This window comes from Grimontia indica, assembly GCF_000333895.2.
Lineage (GTDB): Bacteria > Pseudomonadota > Gammaproteobacteria > Enterobacterales > Vibrionaceae > Enterovibrio > Enterovibrio indicus.
Window position 1 is genome coordinate 38,497 of the sequence record NZ_ANFM02000070.1, and the last position, 18,616, is coordinate 57,112.

Annotated in this window: 10 protein-coding genes and 1 pseudogene; 6 read left to right on the forward strand and 5 right to left on the reverse strand. The window is 49.5% G+C overall.

All coding sequences use genetic code 11. The features are described from left to right. Nucleotides 1-76: 76 nt before the first annotated feature. The 3 genes from D515_RS24260 to D515_RS24270 form a co-directional block, all read right to left on the reverse strand. The gene (locus D515_RS24260) at nucleotides 77-1,477 is read right to left on the reverse strand and encodes an HlyD family type I secretion periplasmic adaptor subunit (RefSeq protein ID WP_002542599.1); all 1,401 of its coding nucleotides are present in this window, start codon (nucleotides 1,475-1,477) and stop codon (nucleotides 77-79) included. A 374-nt stretch (nucleotides 1,478-1,851) separates the two neighbouring features. Further along, a complete protein-coding gene (locus D515_RS24265) occupies nucleotides 1,852-3,159 on the reverse strand; it encodes a sigma-54-dependent transcriptional regulator (RefSeq protein WP_002542600.1) in 1,308 nt (435 codons plus the stop codon). Then, a complete protein-coding gene (locus D515_RS24270) occupies nucleotides 3,156-4,964 on the reverse strand; it encodes a sensor histidine kinase (RefSeq protein WP_002542601.1) in 1,809 nt (602 codons plus the stop codon). The genes D515_RS24265 and D515_RS24270 overlap by 4 nt, the downstream gene beginning before the upstream one ends. A 132-nt stretch (nucleotides 4,965-5,096) precedes the next feature. On the opposite strand from D515_RS24270, the gene pdxH reads away from it, so the two are divergent. Further along, nucleotides 5,097-5,735: a pyridoxamine 5'-phosphate oxidase gene (gene pdxH / locus D515_RS24275; protein ID WP_002542603.1), complete on the forward strand. Its 639-nt coding sequence runs from the start codon at nucleotides 5,097-5,099 to the stop codon at nucleotides 5,733-5,735. A gap of 81 nt (nucleotides 5,736-5,816) precedes the next feature. Here pdxH and D515_RS24280 read toward each other — a convergent pair whose 3' ends face one another. Together D515_RS24280 and D515_RS24285 are read right to left on the reverse strand one after the other, a co-directional pair. Continuing rightward, complete coding sequence (locus D515_RS24280) at nucleotides 5,817-6,527, reverse strand: helix-turn-helix transcriptional regulator (protein ID WP_002542604.1); 711 nt, start codon at nucleotides 6,525-6,527, stop codon at nucleotides 5,817-5,819. 510 nt (nucleotides 6,528-7,037) lie between these two features. Then, the gene (locus D515_RS24285; RefSeq protein ID WP_002542606.1) at nucleotides 7,038-8,876 is read right to left on the reverse strand and encodes an SUMF1/EgtB/PvdO family nonheme iron enzyme; all 1,839 of its coding nucleotides are present in this window, start codon (nucleotides 8,874-8,876) and stop codon (nucleotides 7,038-7,040) included. Between the two features lie 740 nt (nucleotides 8,877-9,616). On the opposite strand from D515_RS24285, the gene D515_RS24290 reads away from it, so the two are divergent. The 5 genes and pseudogenes from D515_RS24290 to D515_RS24310 all read left to right on the forward strand — a co-directional run. Then, nucleotides 9,617-10,390 carry a helix-turn-helix domain-containing protein gene (locus tag D515_RS24290; RefSeq protein ID WP_002542607.1) on the forward strand — a complete coding sequence of 258 codons (774 nt, stop codon included), beginning with the start codon at nucleotides 9,617-9,619 and terminating at the stop codon, nucleotides 10,388-10,390. Between the two features lie 216 nt (nucleotides 10,391-10,606). Further along, nucleotides 10,607-13,714, forward strand: coding sequence for a bifunctional proline dehydrogenase/L-glutamate gamma-semialdehyde dehydrogenase PutA (gene putA / locus D515_RS24295; protein ID WP_002542608.1), 3,108 nt, complete (start codon nucleotides 10,607-10,609; stop codon nucleotides 13,712-13,714). Further along, entirely contained in the window at nucleotides 13,711-14,448 is a 738-nt protein-coding gene (locus D515_RS24300) for a hypothetical protein (protein ID WP_002542609.1), read from the forward strand. Before putA ends, D515_RS24300 begins: the two co-directional genes overlap by 4 nt. Before the next feature lie 418 nt (nucleotides 14,449-14,866). After that, nucleotides 14,867-16,363 (forward strand): sodium/proline symporter PutP, encoded by a 1,497-nt coding sequence (putP, locus tag D515_RS24305; RefSeq protein ID WP_002542610.1) that lies wholly within the window; start codon nucleotides 14,867-14,869, stop codon nucleotides 16,361-16,363. 244 nt (nucleotides 16,364-16,607) lie between these two features. Further along, nucleotides 16,608-18,616 (forward strand): annotated as a pseudogene (locus D515_RS24310) (hypothetical protein); the annotation flags it as partial.

Below are 18,616 nucleotides of genomic sequence, written 5' to 3' on the forward strand. Positions count from 1 at the left end.
CCCCCTATAAAGGCAGCATTTAGCGCAAATTATTGTTATGTCACAGCCTCTTTTTATGGGCTGGTTTTTTAAATCTTTATTCTCTCAGCGCGGATTTCTGCGCTTGCAGTATGGGTTTTAACAGATAGTCCAACACGCTGCGTTTACCCGTGATGATGTCAGCAGAAGCTGTCATTCCAGGAATAATCGGTAGCTCTTCACCTGCACCCAAGTTATTGGATTCAGTGCGTATTTTTACAAGATAGAAGCTATTTCCCTCTTCGTCCTGAATTGTGTCTGCACTGATAGTTTCCAAAATGCCTGTCAGACCGCCGTAGACGGTAAAATCGTAGGCGCTGAATTTCACGATGGCTTCAAGCCCTGGGCGGAGGAAAGCAATGTCCTGTGGGGCGATTTTGGCTTCGATCAGCAGGTTGTCTTCACTCGGTACGATTTCAACCAAATCCATTCCTGGTTGGATGACGCCACCAACCGTGTTGACGTGCAATTTCTTGATGGTGCCATCGACCGGACTGACAACCACAGTTCGTTGTACACGGTCAGCAAGGGTGACGCGGGTCTCCGTCATGGCAAGAAGTTTGTCTTCTACATCATTGAGGCGCTCCTGCTGTTCACCACGGAATTTCAGCGCGACATCAACGTGCTTAAACACGGCCTCTTGCAGTGCAGAAGTAATAGAGGGGAGTGACAATTCTGCTGAAGACAGTTCGCGCTTGGTGTCGTTCACCTGTCGCTGTAGTTTCAGCAAATCGATTTGTGGCACCACGCCTTCATCAGCTAATGGTTTGGTGATGTTGTATTCTTCGCGGGCAAAATTGTAGCTTTGTCGAAGGTTTTGCACCCGCGCCCGGGTTTCAATGAGCTCTTGTTGTTTCTGGCGAATTTGCTGCGACGTGACGGACAACTGGTTTTGAAGGTTGTTGAGCTTTTCACGGTACTCGGCTCGTTGACGGGAAACCACTGCACGGTGCTCCTCAACGAACGTTGGATCAAATTCAAGCTCTACGCGATTGATAGAGACTGACTTTTGCCAGTCTTCAACCTCGACGTCTGGATCGACCACTACTGAGTCCACCAACGTTTTCAGCGTGACAGAATCGCCCCGCAAACTGGTGAGCTCCTGAATTCGCTCGCGGAAGTCAGAACGGAACATGGTGTCATCAATCAACAGCAATTGCTGTCCTTCTTCGACGATGTCTCCCTCACGGACCAGCAGTTCTTTAACCAGCCCCCCTTCAAGGTTTTGTACCACCTGAAGTTGAGACGACGGAATCACTTTCCCTTGACCCACAGTGACTTTGTCGAGTTCGGCAAATGCCGCCCAGATAGCGCTGATCGTAATAAAAAGAGCGATGACCCATAGCAAGACTCGCGCACTTTTAGGGGTTGAAAGCAAAAGAGCTGCGGTTTTGTCGTCAATATAGTCAAGGTGCTCGCTGGCTGGCAGCTTAGATCCCGGTTTATTTGATTTTGTCATTGTTATGCCGACTAAAATATCCAAGAAAGACAAAAAGAGTTGCAGGCCAGAAATGCCAACATGCCCTAATAAAAGAGTAGTTTATCTATGAGATTCTCACTAATCGGGAGCAGTGTAACGAGAATGAGCAAGAGCCAGTTTCTCACTGGCGAGAAACTGGCGAGTATTCCGTAACTTAGGCCTCATGCGGCTTTAGCGCGAAGAAGGGGTGTTGGTGGTGTGGAAAAAATTTCTTTTAAAAAGTGAAAAAAACGTAGGATTTTCCGCTCGTTTTGCTGCGTATTTTTCCTGACTTTTTGAAGGGTTAAGTGTTTAGGTTCATATTAAAGGTCTGCCAAAAACAAGGCCCAGCTACCGAGGAGGTGGTTGGAGGATTATCCTTTAAAGCTCTGCTTGTCGAGGTGATGCTTTTTAAGCTTTTCGTAGAGGGTCTTTCTGGCCAGCCCCAACTCATTTTGCACCTCTTTGAGCATGCCGTTATGTCTGTTTAGGGCATCGAACAAAATAGCTCGCTCCACTTTCAAAATGCGATCTGCCAGTGTGTCGCGTTCTTTTTCATGCTCTGTCCCGCTTTCATTCGTCAGGCATTGCTCTCCCATCAGCACCCAGCGTTCTGAGTACGCTTGAAGCTCCCGCACATTGCCTTTCCATGAGTGTTGTAGCAGTTTTTCTTTGTGCTCAGCGTCTAAAGTAGGTGGGGCAACACCAAAGCGAGATGCGGTGGTGCGCACGAAGTTCTGGCAAAGGGTGATCACATCTTCGCTGCGCTCCCTCAGCGGTGGAAATGCCAATGTGGTTTCAGACAGGTTCTGGAACAGACGTTGATTGAATCGCCCTTGGGCAATGCTGGCAGTCAAATCGACGCGGGTTGACGCAATAATACGCGGGCGGCCTGATGATTCTGTCAGGTCAGCGAGTTTTTCCTGTACGTTGGCAGGCAGCGCTTCAATACCATCGAGAAAAAGGGTGCCTTTACCCGCCGTTGCCACCTTACTGTGTTTATAACTTGGCAGGGTGGCATACGCTTGTTGTTCGGATCCAAACAGCTCCATCGCAACCAAGGCTTCGGGGACCTGGCGACATTTCAGTGCAACAAAGGGTTCGTCCTGTCTGGTCCCCTGATCGTGGATAAAGCGTGCAGCCAGCTCTTTCCCTGTTCCTCTTTCCCCTTGAAGCAGTACATCGCTGTCTTGATCTTTCAAATGGAAGATCGTTCTCCTGAGCTGTTTGACCGAATCCGCGTTCCCCAAAATCCTTGGTCCTGGTGCACTTTGCGTTTCCAGTTGCCTTTTCAGCTCGCGGTTTTCCATCACCAGCTGACGTTTATCAACCCCTCGTTTGAGGACATCAAGCAGGTGATCGGTTGAGAATGGTTTTTCGAGAAAATCGTAAGCTCCCTGACGCATGGCTGAAACGGCAGTAGAAATATCCCCGTGTCCGGTCAGCATGACAATTGAAAGCTCTCGGTCGATTTCCAAGGCTTTGGTTAAGAACGTCATGCCATCCATTTGCGGCATGTTGATGTCTGAGATAATCACGCCTTCAAACGCTGGAGTTAGCTGTTCAAGTGCCTCTTTGGCGGCGGCAAAAGCGCGGGAGTGAAACCCTTCAATTTCCAGGGTCTGGCTCAGCGCATCACGGATAGTGCGCTCATCATCAATGATCCATATTTCCGGTGTCACTGCGGGGTATCTCCATCGTAAAGACGTTGAAGGGTGATGGTGAACTCAGCGCCACCGGTTGGATGGTCGCTGATTTGAAGGCTGCCGCCAAACTCTTCAACTATCCGTCGGCAAATGGTCAGCCCTAATCCGAGCCCCTCTTTTTTGGTGGTGTAGAAGGGTGAAAAAATATGCTTCTTGGTGTCGTTATCAATGCCGGGTCCATTGTCCCACACATGGATGGATACGCGATCAAGAAAGGTTTCTACCTTGATACCAATTTCTGGTGAAGGGGTATTGGCCACTGCCTGTGACGCATTGTTCAGAAGGTTCAAAATCACTTGCTCAAGCTGGACGGTGTCCGCATTCACTACCAGTCCCTTCTCTGGGATGTGGCAAGCGATCTGGATACCTTTTTTGATAAAGCTTGCCGCTGATAACTTCAGTGATGCTGAAATTGCATCATCAACTGAAGAGCGTGCTTTGCCTTCGAGGTTTTGTTTACGGGCGAAGATTTTAAAACGCGCGACAATGTCTGCGACCAAGCCAATCAGCTCATTGAGCTGGTTAAGGTTGCCATTGACTGACTCATAGCGTTCCTTTTCCATTAGCTTGATGCTGTTTTCGGTATAAGTGCGCATGGCGGCCAGAGGTTGGTTGATCTCGTGATTAATGCTGGCAGAGAGCTCGCCCAGCATGGCCAGCTTTGCCGCCTGAATCAGTTCATTTTCCGTCTGGCGCAGGGCTTTTTGTGTGTCTTCATATTGTTGAATGCTCTGACGCAGCTTGGTGTTGGTTTCCTCAAGGCTCGCGGTTCTTGAGGCCACTTTTTGCTCCAGTTCATCGTTGAGCCTTGCAAGTTTTCGCTGGGTTTTGACGGTTTGGAGCCAAGCGGTAAGCACCAAAACCAGCAGGCCGTAGAAGGTAGCGAAAATCAGGACAGACTGGGTAACCACTGGCCAGGCATTGCTGGTGGGAATAAAACCGTATATCCGCCAACCAGCAGTGCCAAGGTCGGTATTGGAGACGAGCACACGTTCGCGATCTCTATTGGGCAAGCCAAGATGGAGAGCGTCCTGCGCTTCAATATCTTCCAGTGCTTTGAACCTTGTGAGATGACTTAAAGACGAGTCCCCATAACGTCGGGAGTCACGAATCGTTTCTTTTTGTTTGTCAGACAGAATGGAAAGGGACTGATATAGCCACTCGTCGCGCGAGCTGTAGAAAACCACTCCGAGTGGATCGGCAATCAAATAGTCGAATTTCTGCTGATCCCAGATGCTGTCGATGATAGAAAGGTCGACTTTTAGGGTCAGCACACCCGTGATTTCTTCGCCATCCCAAACGGGATAAGAAAAGTAATAGCCGCGCTTGTCAGACACCACCCCCAATGCATAGTAACGCCCTTTCTTGCCTTCTATTGCTTGCTGAAAATAAGGACGGTAGTTGTAATTGTGTCCCACAAAGCTTTGTGCGTCTCCGGCATTACTGGCTGCCAGCGTGAGGCCGTTTTTGTCCATCAGATAGAGCACGTCACTTTTAAGGCGCGTATTCCAGTTACCCAGCAAAAGATTGGTATCATTCAGTAATCTTTCACTCTTCGGCACACGTAGAAGACGTTTCAATCTTGGATCTGCAGAAAGAACAACAGGGATTTCACTGTAACGGGACAGCTCTGCAGAGAGTTTTTCTTGAAGCTGATTGACGTCATACTCAATTTCTGTGGTGAAGCGCTTTTCGACTGAGGAGTAGGTGAAAACACCGACCAATACAGTCAGTAATACGCCAATAGCTGTGATCAGTGAGATAAAAAGACGACGGCGCATAGCTTCCCTGTTAAATAGGTTCCATAACTGGTTGATGTGATGAGCGCCAACCGCCTGTAGAGTGCGGAAATTCGCTTGAGAAAAGACGCATGCCCCATCACAATGACGTAAAAACGTATTCGGAGCACCACAATGGATTTGTACGATATTCGCAGAGAATATAACCAAGGCGGTTTGAGACGCAAAGACCTGCCTGAAAACCCGGTTCAATTCTTTGAGCATTGGCTCAAACAAGCCATTGAGGCCAAGCTGCCAGACCCAACGGCGATGACTGTTGCCACCGTTGACGAAAATGGGCAGCCATTTCAACGCATTGTGTTGTTGAAGCATGTCGACAACGACGGGTTTGTGTTTTACACCAACCTCGGCAGTCGTAAAGCTAAACAATTAGCAGATAACTCACGTATCAGCCTCCATTTCCCATGGCATCCACTTGAGCGTCAGGTACATATCACAGGGACCGCAGAAAAACTCAGCAAGCTTGAAGTAATGAAGTATTTTCTATCCCGTCCTAAAGAGAGCCAATTGGCCGCTTGGGCGAGCCGTCAGAGCGAGCGTATTACCGCGCGTTCAGCATTGGAAAGCAAATACATGGAGCTGAAGCAACAGTTCGACAAGGGCGAAGTGCCAGTGCCAACCTTTTGGGGCGGATTCCGCGTGAAGCCAGAGTCTTTCGAATTCTGGCAAGGTGGTGAACATCGCCTGCACGATCGTTTTGTCTTCCAGAAAGAACAGGATGGTCAGTGGGATATTGAGCGCTTGGCGCCATAATTCCGCTGCTCTAAGCCAATAAGAAAGCAGCGCTTTTGCGCTGCTTTCTTATGCCTAACATCGGGTATATATCGCTAAAAGCTATTCTGAAAGCACCAGAGTCAGTTGCTGCTTCAACAGTGAGTCTGGGATTTTGCACCCCACGCCATTTTCCAGCGCTTTATCAACCAACTCGGTTTTACTTGCTGCACCCAGTTTGACGCGCAGGTTAGCGAAATGGTTCTCAATGGTTTTGACCGACACACCTAGAGACTGCGCAATAAATTGTGGCTTTTTACCGAACTGGTGGAAGAAGAGCACTTCTGATTCGCGAGCGGAAAGTGATGCACTTCCTTGTGTGTTTGCAGCGGGCTGGGGCTCAACTGGTTCAATGCCTGCAGCTTTGCAAATCCACTGACCAACTTCCAGTATCGGATTGTCGTTCAGTGCCTGTCCGTGAAAAATTGTTCCCAATACTTCCCCATCATCACCATACCAAGGCACTTTGGTAAACACATGAGCTTGCCATTGACCATTGGGATAAGGGTGGATGTTGAGCACCCGCATATAACGACCACTTTCAATCACCTGCCGATCTTGTTGCTTGAACAGAGCGGCGCAGTCGGCAATCGCATGAGGAAGTTCTTCATCGCCTCTCCCTCTTAGGGCCTCGGGTGAGTCAGCACCGACTAACTTGGCATAGGCAAGATTGACGTGAACAAAACGTGACTGGGTGTCTTTACAGCCCCAACAGCCTGGGAGTTGCTCAAACAGGGATATCAGCATGGAAGGTGGCAGGGATATGTCGTTCATCGTTGGGTGGCGATAGATTTAAGTTACATCGTATTGTAAGTGATTGCTTATGACATTAAAAGCATATTAATCATATGGTTACTTCGAAGTAATGATCAGGAATATCCGAAGTCTCTAGATAAAAAAACCGGCTCGTAGGAGCCGGTAAAGACAAGATCTCACTCACTAGAGTAGTTTCCTGTACGACGTGTAGAAGAGGCCACCTGACACTGTGCTCAAGGGTAATCACACACTGTCTGATGGGTCACCGAGGTAAATTTCAGTGATAAAACAGGCGCATACTGCAATATGCGCCTGTTTGACTCTCACTATACTGAGGAGCCAGAAATTCGGACAGGGGGGGAATGTACTAATTAAGTGAATAACTGACAATGTTATTTGTTATTAGCGACCTTGATCTCGTTTTTCTGTTGATATTTTTTGGGATGTTCAGGCGGGACTGCCAATAATTGTGAAGCATGAAAAAGCCCGCAATCGCGGGCTTTTAGGGACATAAAGAGACGTTGGAAACTAGATGTTTCTCACGACCCTAAAGCCAAGGTAGTTGGCGCTAATATCTGATTTCAGCTCTAGACGCTCTGCAACACGCGCGCTGCTTGGTGAGAAACTCCAAGCACCGCCACGGGCGACAGGTGTCTGACTTTCTGCCCACTCCCACACATTACCTGCAGTGTCATACACACCGAATGGGTTAGCAGGGAAGCTTGCGACAGGCGAAGTGCTTCTGTTTGACCAAACGGTGCCGCTCCAGCCAGTGTTGGCGTTACCAACACCAATATCGTTGCCCCACCAAAAGTCAGAGTCGCTGCCGGCACGCGCTGCCACTTCCCACTGAACTTCGGTTGGGAGGGCATAGCTGAACCCGGTTTGCGTACTCAACCATTTAGAATAGGCTTGTGCATCATCTTTAGTGATACAGACAACAGGTGAGTTCTCAGCTTGGTCAAAACCAGGTTTGCGCCAGTTGTGATTCAGCAGCTGTTTTGGTTCGCCGTTGATCAGAGAAGTACATCCCTGGCCTTCTTCGGCGTCCGTCACATAGCCTGTTGCGGCGACAAACTCTCCAAACTGTTTCACAGTGACGGGCGTCGCTGCAATAGAGAAGGGTTGGTCGACAACCACCGGTTGTTTGGCTTCAAAGCCAACGCGGTATTGGCCTGCACCAATCACCACCATTTTAGGTGCCTGACGATTATTCGAGAGTTTGTCAGCGAAACGCTTTCCCGGCTGTGGACGGTTCTCCTGTTCGCGAAGGTTTGCCCAAACCGTAGAATCCTTGTTCATGAACATCTGGCGGCTGTACGGTTCGAAACCTGGCTTCTCAACGGTCAACTGGTGTTGGCCTGCTGGCAGCATGATCTCTACTGGCGTTGAGCCGTAAGTCACACCGTTGATGGTGACATTGTCTTCATAACGGTTTGAACGGATTTTTACATTAACCCAGCGTTTTGCTTGTTGCTTCGGTGCTGCTTTGGCGGAAGTAAAAGAGTTCTCCACACAGTAGCGCTCAGCGAAATCCAGCAATTTACATGCTGCGTTTTCGTCAGGCTGGCTGCGCATTTCCGCTTGCATACGGGTAATGTAACGATTGTTGCCGCTAAAGCCGCTGTCGACCACGTTATTGTTCATCACATGGATATTGAATGACACGCGGTTGGCGTTGAGTTTTGCAGTGGTCGATTCCGTCACATTATCCAGCACCTGAGCCTGGAAGGTATTAACGGCTTTTTGCATGGTCAGGGTTTTGCCCTGATTTGAACATGCAGCCAGCGTCATCGAATCACTACAGGTAATGGTGTGAACCACTTCGATAGTATCTGCGAAGGTCAGTTCCTGACGAAGACGCTTAACACGGGCTTCTTTTTTGGATTCCTGCAGATTTTCCAACGCGCTAACCAGCAATTGTTTCTGACGGTTTTCGCCTTCAACAATACGCTGCTGTTCGGCAATGGCCTGATCATTGGTTAGAGTGGAAGACTGATTATCTTTTACTGCGCTCCACGCAGCTTGGTAATCATCTTTATATTGGGTGAGATCGGTATCTGGGTTTTCGAGGAGTCGACGGAATTGCTCATCAAGACGTTCTTGGGCGAGATTTCGTTTCTTCTCTAACTCGATAGCTTTGGTGGCCAGCGTTTCACGCTCGCTTAATAAAGCATCCAGTTTATCTCGTTGCGTTTGGAGGTTTTCAGCGTGAACGCTAATTTCACTTCGTTTATCGGCTAGCTTCTGTTCCAGCGCAACGACAGGATCGTCAGTTGCCGCATTGGCCCCATTGGCAAGCGATTGACTACTAAGAAGTATCGGCGATAACGCGAATACTAACGCGGCGATGCGATTACTTTTCATATGTCCCTTGCTTATTCTCAGAAATCATAAACACCTTTACTACGCCAAGACATCCTGCTCATTACTGTATCTCGGCAAAACCCGGTATTTATTAGCTTTGTCCCAATTAGCTAGATTAACACGTAAATGCCAATTAGCCTGTTAATGTTACTAATTATTTGACGCTTATCGTTATTATTCAATGCTTATCTTTTGAGTGATAACTCAATAAATTTTAGCCGCTTTCTGTGTTTTAGGAAATAATGTCTGGTAAAAACAATCATAGCTAAAAAATATCATTTAATTGACGCATTTTGATTATTTATCGTCATATTTTTGACGTTTGATATATCAATACTGAGTGAAGGATAAATTAAACCGGATAACGCGGCTTAGTTAACCTTTGCGATGAAACAAGGAAGATCCTTTTCACCGGAACGATGATCACGGAAAGATCATGCCTTCAAATTACCGAAAGCATGATCAAGTGATTCGTTACATCATGCTTCTGATTGGTTAGTGAATTTAAATGATATTTTACAATGAGTTATAGATTATCTTGGGCCTTACTTATCGTCGGAAGCAAATTTCACCTGTGATCGCAATGGTCTGTTTGTTGAGATCCTGCACAATTTTGGTATTGAAATGACAACCTCCGTAGTTTGGCCCTCTCTTGATCATCTTTCCGAGGCGATTTTTCTTCTCGATTTCCGCTAGAGCGTGGCAGAATAGCTGAAGTTTCCCTACTACAATCGTTAACTATGGCATCCGAACTGAAGCACTCTCAGGTTATTGCTTTACCTAATCACCCGTCGTTGCATGCGCACGAATACCGTCAGGTGGTGATTGGTTTGCAAGGCCAAACTGAGTTTGAACTTTCCGGGCGCGGCAGTCTTGTCGGGCCGGGTCAGGGGTGCCTCGTTTCCGAGTCCGAGCTCCATGCTTTTTCTGGCGTCGGGCAAAACGAAATTTTGGTGATCAACTTACCTGAGTCTGTCTTGCTCGGCGAACTCAGCATGAAAGACAAAATAGAGCGCCTGTTCGACCGTGATGCCTATTTTCAACTGGACAGTCAGGCGCAGACGTTGGTGAAAGCGTTGACGTCTGAAATGATCGCCAACCCACATGATGTCATGTTGGGACGCGCCTGTGCCGATACCTTACTGTGCGTCATGGAGCGTCATTTCCGTGAGCAAATCGCGCCGCGACGTCATGGTCACCGTCTGAACATGGATATCATCGATCTCTACATTCGCCAACATATCAGTCGCAAGATCAGCGTGGCTCAGCTGGCAGGTTCTGTTTTTCTGGCAGAAAGCCAGTTCCATCAGTTATTCAAATCCCAAGTGGGCGTAACCCCGCATCAATATGTGCTGAAGAAACGTTTTGAACTCGCGCAGGAACTGCTTAGCACCAGCGAGTTGAACTTGGCACAGATTTCAGACAGCTGTGGTTTTGCCTCCCAAAGCGGTTTCACCTCTGCGTTTACCCGTGTGTTTGGCGTATCTCCTTCCCGTTTTCGCCAGCAGCACTGAGCAGTAACCCTGATCTAAATCATCAACATATGCAAAAAGTTGTTATCGGCACGCATTGGCCGTGGTTCTCTGTTTGTTAATCATCGGAGTTTTTTGCAATAATGCCGCAGAATTTTGAAAGACTCATCGGCACCTCATACCTAGAATCGGTCTTTAATCTAACATATTAGTAACATATGCCACTGCCTCGTGGTTGATGGAGAGAGGAATCTGCTTATGTTAAAAGCGACCGATGTGCTGGTGCCAAGTTACCTTGAGCAACCCGCTTCCGCGCTATGGCCTCATATTTCTTCGCACTATTGTGTCGATGAAAGTGAGTTGCTCGCATCACTGCTCCCACTTGCAACACCTTCTAATGAAGAGCGAAAACAGACGGAAACCCAAGCGGCTGATCTGATTGAGCGTGTGCGTGCGGATAAAACGGCCGTGCAGATGATTGATGCACTTCTTCTCGAATACAGTCTGGATACCCGTGAAGGCATTTTGCTGATGTGTCTGGCAGAAGCATTGATGCGTGTGCCGGATGCGAAAACCGCTGATGCCTTGATCCGTGACAAGCTGGGCGTGGCAGACTGGAAAGCTCACCTAAAAAATTCCGAATCTTTGTTTGTGAATGCTTCGACCTGGGGACTAATGCTCACCGGTAAAGTTGTCACCATCGATGAGCGCAAAGAAGGCGGTGCAGGAAAGGTACTCAATCGTTTGGTTAACAAGATGTCTGAGCCTGTGATTCGTCAGGCGATGCATCAAGCCATGAAAGTCATGGGTCACCAATTTGTCCTCGGTCGTTCAATCAACGAAGCGCTGGAAAACGGTAAACCACTGCGCCAGAAAGGCTTCACTTATTCGTTTGATATGTTGGGTGAGGCTGCGCTTACTACCCAAGACGCACAAAAGTACTTCAATGATTACATGGTGGCGATTGAAACTGTTTCCCAGCAACTGTCTGTAGGTAACGGGCCATCACCTTCTGTTTCCATCAAACTGTCTGCTTTGCATCCGCGATATGAAGTGGCGAACGAAGACCGCGTCATGGGCGAAATGGCTGAGACTGTGCTTCGCCTCCTGAAGCGCGCCAGGGAGTTGGGTGTGGCGATCACCATTGATGCAGAAGAAGCGGATCGCCTAGAACTGTCACTGAAGCTTTTTGAAAAACTCTTCACTCACGAAGATATCAAAGGCTGGGGTCAGTTTGGTCTGGTGGTTCAGGCTTACTCTAAACGTGCCCTGCCCGTGATTACCTGGCTGGCGGCGTTGGCGAAAGAGCACAGCACCGTGATCCCGATGCGACTGGTGAAAGGCGCCTACTGGGACAGCGAAATTAAGTTGGCACAGCAAGCGGGCTTACCTGGCTACCCGGTTTATACCCGAAAAGAAGGCACCGACGTGGCCTATCTTGCCTGCGCACGCTTCCTGCTTTCTGAGCATGTGAATGGGTTTATCTATCCGCAGTTTGCCAGCCACAATGCGCAAACCGTAGCGGCAGTGAAAGCCATGGCTCAGCATGATAACTATGAGTTTCAGCGTTTGCATGGCATGGGGGATGCACTTTACTTCCATGCTAAAGAAATGTTTGGTCAGTCTGTACGTATTTACGCGCCAGTGGGCAGCCATAAAGATCTGCTGCCGTATCTGGTTCGCCGTCTGCTTGAAAATGGTGCCAACAGCTCGTTCGTTCACCGTTTGGTCGACGCTGCATGTCCGGTGTCTGATTTGACTCAACATCCGGTTGATACATTGGCGTCACGTCCAACGCTGCACAATGCGCGAATTCCTCAGCCTTCTGAGATTTTTGGCGAATCACGCCAGAACTCCAAAGGTGTTGCGATCGACATTGAAAGCGAATGGGAAGCCTATGATGCCAAGGTTCAGGCCTTTATGGATGCAACCTGGAGTGCGGGACCTATCATCAATGGTGAACGCCTGGCAGGTGATGCTCACACAGTGGTTGCTCCTTACGATCACCGCCTGAAAGTGGGTAGCATCAACTGGTCGACGCCAGAGCAAGCCAAAGAAGCGCTGAATGTCGCCGCAGCCAATGTCGATAGTTGGCGAGCACTTTCTGCCAAAGAAAGAGGTGAGTACTTACTTAAGCTGGCTGACTTGCTTGAAGAGAATTTGGGCGAGCTGGTGGCACTTTGTCACCGTGAAGCGGGCAAAACTATTCACGACAGCATTGACGAAGTGCGTGAAGCTGTAGACTTCCTCCGTTACTACCCGGTTCAGGCGGAGATGATTGAAGGCGACTTGCAATCTTTCACCCGTTTCGATGGCCAGTCGGTCACTTTGCGACGTGAAGGCCGTGGGGTGTTTACCTGTATCAGCCCTTGGAATTTCCCACTCGCGATCTTTATTGGTCAAATTTCAGCTGCCTTGGTAACGGGCAATACCGTTGTCGCCAAACCGGCTGAGCAAACATCACTGATTGCGTTCCGTACCATTGAGCTGCTCTTGGAAACAGGTATTCCTGCCGGTGTGATCCATCTGTTGCCGGGTAGTGGCGCAGAAATCGGCAGTGTATTGACGGGGGATGACAGCATCGCAGGTGTTGCCTTCACCGGTTCGACCCCGACAGCGCAGCGCATTAACCAGACGCTTGCTTCCCGCGACGCCTTGCCGGTGCCGTTTATTGCAGAAACGGGCGGTCAGAACGCTATGTTGGTCGACAGTACTGCACTGCCTGAGCAAGTGGTACGCGATGTACTTCGCTCTGCTTTTGCTTCTGCAGGCCAGCGCTGTTCAGCCCTTCGCGTGCTTTATGTGCAGCAGGATGTGGCAGATCGTGTGATTGATCTTATCAAAGGTGCCATGGCGGAAATGCGTATTGGCTTACCTTACCTTCACTCGACCGATGTTGGCCCTGTGATCGATGAAACGGCTCAGGCGAAGTTGCAGAACCACATCAACGAATTGTTCAAAACCAGCCAATTCATTGCCAAAGCCCCAATGAAAAGCGAAACCCGCGTAGGCACTTATATTGCACCTGTGGCGTTTGAAATCGACAGTATCTCAATGCTTTCAGAAGAGCACTTTGGCCCAATCTTACACGTGGTGCGATACCACGCTGACGAACTCGACAGCGTGATTGATGACATCAACAACGCAGGCTTTGGCTTGACGTTAGGTGTTCATAGCCGCAACGAAAGCACTTACCGCTACATTGAATCCCGCGCCAAAGTCGGTAACTGCTACATCAACCGCGATCAGGTTGGTGCGGTGGTCGGCGTGCAGCCATTTGGTGGACAAGGCTTGTCAGGAACTGGGCCAAAAGCAGGTGGACCTCACTATCTCTATCGCTTCACGAAAGAGGAGGTTGTGGCATGAGCAAGGTAATAGGAACGCAAGCAATGAATGAAGTATCGACGCTGGCGGCGCAGAGCCAAGCTGTTTGGGAAGAGTGGAATAATCTGGGTGTACTGGAGCGTGTGTTGCTGCTCAGCAACTGGGCGGACAATGTAGGGCAACGTGGCGGTGATTTTAAGCCTGCAGCAGACCTCATTCGCTTCCACCTTAATCAGGCAGAAGCTCTGATTGCACCTGTCCATGATATGCCTGGTCCAACGGGTGAAACCAACGAGCTCTATACAGCGGGCCGTGGACTGTTTCTGGTGACAGGCGATGAGTCTTTGTCTGTCGTTGCGTTGGCAGGCCAATTGACGGCCGCGTTGGTTGCAGGTAATTGCGCGCTGTTGTCAGTACCAGCATCGTTGAAACATGAAGCTGAGGCGCTGATTGGCGATTTGGTGAAAGCCAGTGTACCAAACCGACTTGTTTCACTGCTTGATGGCGAAACAACGGAGGATGTCATTGTCTCTGCACCGATTTGTGGTGTGGCCGCGGTGGCGAATTCAGCAACCTTGATTGCTATGAACCGAAAACTGGCAGCTCGAGATGGTGTGTTGGTGCAGTTTGTCGCTGAAGACAACGCAACCCAATTACCTCTTGTCGCTTCGCCAACCTATCTACTCCGCTTTATTACCGAGCGGACGAGAACCATAAACGTCACTGCGGTAGGGGGCAATGCCACCCTGCTGGAACTTGGTAGTGGCGAACATTAAACCCAAGTAACCCGATGTGATGAAGCTCAAGGGGCTGTTGACCTTTGGTGGTGATTTTTGCAGCAGTTTGTGGGGGTTTTATGCAAGGCAGAGGCTTTGATGTGTAGCTAGCCTACATGAGAAGCCGATAACGCAGCAGAAATACCCCACAAACGCTGCCCGAAGGGTTCTGCTCTAAGCGTTTTATGCTTTGTTGAGGTGTATTTGCTTAGAATAACTAGGCGGCACACACCTCGCCGCGCCTAAAACGCTTATAGCGAGAACAAAATTTAACCACTAAAAATCAACAGCCCCTCGGTTCTCTGCTGGCACAGCAGAGACCTTGGGTTTTCTGTTGCTGACGGTTTTAAATAATCGGAATTAGGCACTGGAGATCTATGATCCTCAATCTTTGTGCCTTGTTATTGAGGGAAAAAACATGATTGAAAACAGCTTTGCAATCAGCGCCACGTTTATCGTGTACCTGATTCTAATGCTCGCAATCGGCGTATACGCTTACAAGCGCACGTCAAACTCAGAAGACTACTTCCTTGGTGGGCGTTCACTGGGGCCTTGGCCAGCGGCATTATCTGCCGGTGCGTCAGACATGAGTGGCTGGTTGCTGCTTGGTCTGCCGGGCTATGCCTACGCAGCGGGTATTGAATCGCTGTGGCTTGCAGGTGGTCTGTTAGCGGGTACTTACTTAAACTGGTTGATTTGCGCCAAAAGACTTCGTACTTATAGCATCGAAGTAGACAATGCACTGACCATCCCCGAATTCCTGTCTCGCCGTTTTGAAGATAAATCAAAACTGTTGCAGACCATTTCTGCCTTCTTCATTTTGCTGTTCTTCCTTTTCTATACCAGCTCAGGCTTGGTTGCAGGCGGTAAACTGTTCGAGACAGTCTTTGGCCTTGAATACACCACAGCGGTAGTCATCGGCACTGTCTGTGTGGTTTCTTACACCTTGTTTGGTGGATTCCTGGCAGTATCCTGGACTGACTTGGTGCAAGGCCTTTTGATGGCGGCAGCACTGATGATCGTGCCAATTGCAACGCTGGATGGCTCATTCACTGACTTGCCTGCTGCGCTGGAAGCGAAAAACCCTGAGCTTCTGACCCTTTGGCAAGATGTTAACGGTGAGCCTCTGACTGCCGTGGCGATCATCTCTCTGGTGGCCTGGGGGCTTGGTTACTTTGGTCAGCCGCACATCCTTGCACGTTTCCAGGCAACACGTACCAATGCGGACATCACTACAGCACGCCGTATCGCCGTGGGTTGGAGTGCTGTCTCTATGGCAGGCGCAATCCTGATTGGTTTGGTGGGTATCCTGTACGTTGATCAACACCTCGGTGGTGAACTGGAAGACGGCGAAACCATCTTTATGTATCTGGTGAACGCGGCGTTCCACCCTGTGATTGCAGGTATCTTGCTGGCGGCAATTCTGGCGGCGGTGATGAGCACAGCGGATTCCCAGTTGCTGGTGTCATCTTCTGCTCTGGCCGAAGATTTCTACAAACAAGTGTTCCGTCCTGATGCATCGACCAAAGAGGTGGTCATGGTTGGTCGTTTCGCCGTGGTAGGTATTTCCATCATTGCGTTGATGCTGGCGATGAACCCAGAAAGCTCGGTACTGGGCTTAGTATCTTACGCTTGGGCTGGTTTCGGTGCTGCGTTCGGTCCAGCCTTGTTGTTGAGCCTGTTCTGGAAAGACATGAACCGCAACGGCGCACTGGCTGGTGTTATTGTCGGTGGTGTGACCGTGGTCGTTTGGAAACAACTGACTGGCGGGATTTTCGATATCTATGAGATTGTCCCTGGCTTCGTTCTGGCGGGTCTTGCAATTATCGCTGTGAGTAAAGCGACAGGCGGTGCGGAAAACACTGTGATGCAGACATTTGATGATTATGAGCAGAGTTTGAAGACCTTGCCATAATCCTACTTATCGTTGTTAAAGGGACGCTGAAGCGTCCCTTTTTTATTTTTATATCAACAAGCTATCTAGCCATCAGGTTGTCGTCTCATCCCTTCTCCTCCAAAAGACTGAGTTTAGGATTAAGATCACGCGATCCAGTCACAAGACATATGCACTACGGTTAGTAATGGAGAAGTGCGTCTGGCACGAAATTTACCCGCTTCAACAGGCAGGAAGCCGTTGATCCGAGTATGAGGGCAACACAATGGCCGGCAAAATGATTATTACGCAACTGGATGGTAACGCATTAATTTTTGCACCGGATGGCAGCGTAAGGGCTGCAGAACAATACGCAGAGCTTAAACCGGAAGAAGTGCTAGTCACGGAAAACGGCAGTAGCGCGGTTCTCAAAGAAAATGGTGAAAGGGAAATTCAGGTGAATGCCAACAGTGGCTTTCGCTTTGAAACGCCACCTGATGCTAACGAGGACGTGAATGCAGCTCGGCGCGGCGTCGAAGAAGGGGAGGACCCCAGCGAAAACGCAGATCCAGCTGCTGGCCAAGTCACCAGTTCATCCACATTCTTTGTTGCCGGTGATGTGGTTGTGGAAGGTTCTGGCTCACGCCCAAGCCTGACTGAGCTGCTGGAAGAAGGAGAAAGTGAGGAAAGTGAAAATGTCGAATCACTGAATGCAAACAATCTGACGGCATTTCAGCTTAGCTCCCTCTCTTCACTGCAACGTTTTTTCTTTGAACAATTAAACGAAGCGACACAAACCACTGACGCGACGGATGTGACGTCGTCAGCCCCCACGACTCCCGGAACTACACCAACCACGCCATCTCCAGAGCCATCACCCACTGATTCCAATCAGGCGCCTTCTGTCACGCTCTCGATGCTGACGGTCACAGAACAGTCAGTCATTGAAGGTCAGGTCGTGGCGACTATCACCACGACGGATGCGAATAATGATACCGTTTCCCTCAATCTGCTTGATAACGAAGGCGGATATTTCCGCATTCAGGACGACAATGTGGTGCTGACCCAGGTTGGCGTGGATGCGATTAACAACGATGCCCTTGGCTTGGAAAGTATGTCGATTGTGGTCGAGGCTGATGACGGTGAGTTGAGTGAGCAGGCATCTGGCGTGCTTGCTATCAACAAGGTGAACGACAACGTCCCCACGCTGACATTGGAAGCGGTTGATGTGACTGAGGAGTCTGTTTCTGAAGGCATGGTAGTTGCGACCTTTTCAGCCTCCGATGCAGATGGCAACACCCTTAGCTACACACTGACAGATAACAATAACGGCTATTTTTCGCTAGGAGATGGCGAAGTGCTGCTGACGGCAGCAGGTGTTGAAGCGATCAATAATGATGCCCTGAATATCGAATCATTGGGCATCTTCCTGACCGTCTCCGACGGTGATTTCCAAGCCAGTGCTTCCGACACAATCTCAGTCATTCGAGTGAACGACAACGGTCCTACTGTGAACATCTCCATCAGTGACATTTCTGAAAGTGCCGTCACCGTCGGGCAGGTTGTGGCGACTGTGAGCACTGCTGATGCGGATGGAGATAATGTCACCCTGTCATTGGTTGGCAACGAGGATAACTACTTCCTCCTTTCTGACGGTGAAGTAACCCTGACCGCGGATGGCGTCGCGGCGGTACAGGATGACGGTTTGGATATCCGCTCCCTGACGATCTCTGTTCGGGCCAGTGACGGGGAAAATGTTACGGATGCCTCCGCCACGCTTCTTGTTGGTCGTGATAACGACACTCCGCCAACACTTTCCCTTGCTGTTGAAGATTTGACCGAAGAGTCGGTTACAGAATCAACGCTGGTGGCGACCATCACAACGTCAGATGAGGACGGAGATGATGTCTCGCTGACGTTGTTAAACAATGATGACGGCTACTTCCGTCTCGACGGGAACGGTGTATACCTGACCGCAGATGGTGTTGCCGCTATCAATCAAGACGGTGTGGACGCGATATCCAGCATGCCGATTTCAGTTCAGGCATTCGACGGAACGTATACCGTCGTTGCCAGTGATACGGTGGCCGTCGCGCGCGTGAACGACAACTCTCCTGTTGTCACCCTGAACGAGACGGATGTAATGGAAGAATCCGTCTCTGTTGATACTGTGGTGGCGACTATCTCTGCTTCCGATACAGATGAAAATGAGCTGACTTTCACGATCTCAGGCGCGAATGCAGATTGGATAACCATTGATGGCAATGAAGTGAAGCTGACTGCGGCGGGTGTGGC

What these genes read in the sequence shown, in the direction of transcription:
- D515_RS24260 (WP_002542599.1), bottom strand. Translation starts at nt 1,477, where the DNA reads ATGACAAAATCAAATAAACCGGGATCTAAGCTGCCAGCCAGCGAGCAC.
- D515_RS24270 (WP_002542601.1), bottom strand. Translation starts at nt 4,964, where the DNA reads ATGCGCCGTCGTCTTTTTATCTCACTGATCACAGCTATTGGCGTATTA.
- pdxH (WP_002542603.1), top strand. Translation starts at nt 5,097, where the DNA reads ATGGATTTGTACGATATTCGCAGAGAATATAACCAAGGCGGTTTGAGA.
- D515_RS24280 (WP_002542604.1), bottom strand. Translation starts at nt 6,527, where the DNA reads ATGAACGACATATCCCTGCCACCTTCCATGCTGATATCCCTGTTTGAG.
- D515_RS24285 (WP_002542606.1), bottom strand. Translation starts at nt 8,876, where the DNA reads ATGAAAAGTAATCGCATCGCCGCGTTAGTATTCGCGTTATCGCCGATA.
- D515_RS24290 (WP_002542607.1), top strand. Translation starts at nt 9,617, where the DNA reads ATGGCATCCGAACTGAAGCACTCTCAGGTTATTGCTTTACCTAATCAC.
- putA (WP_002542608.1), top strand. Translation starts at nt 10,607, where the DNA reads ATGTTAAAAGCGACCGATGTGCTGGTGCCAAGTTACCTTGAGCAACCC.
- D515_RS24300 (WP_002542609.1), top strand. Translation starts at nt 13,711, where the DNA reads ATGAGCAAGGTAATAGGAACGCAAGCAATGAATGAAGTATCGACGCTG.
- putP (WP_002542610.1), top strand. Translation starts at nt 14,867, where the DNA reads ATGATTGAAAACAGCTTTGCAATCAGCGCCACGTTTATCGTGTACCTG.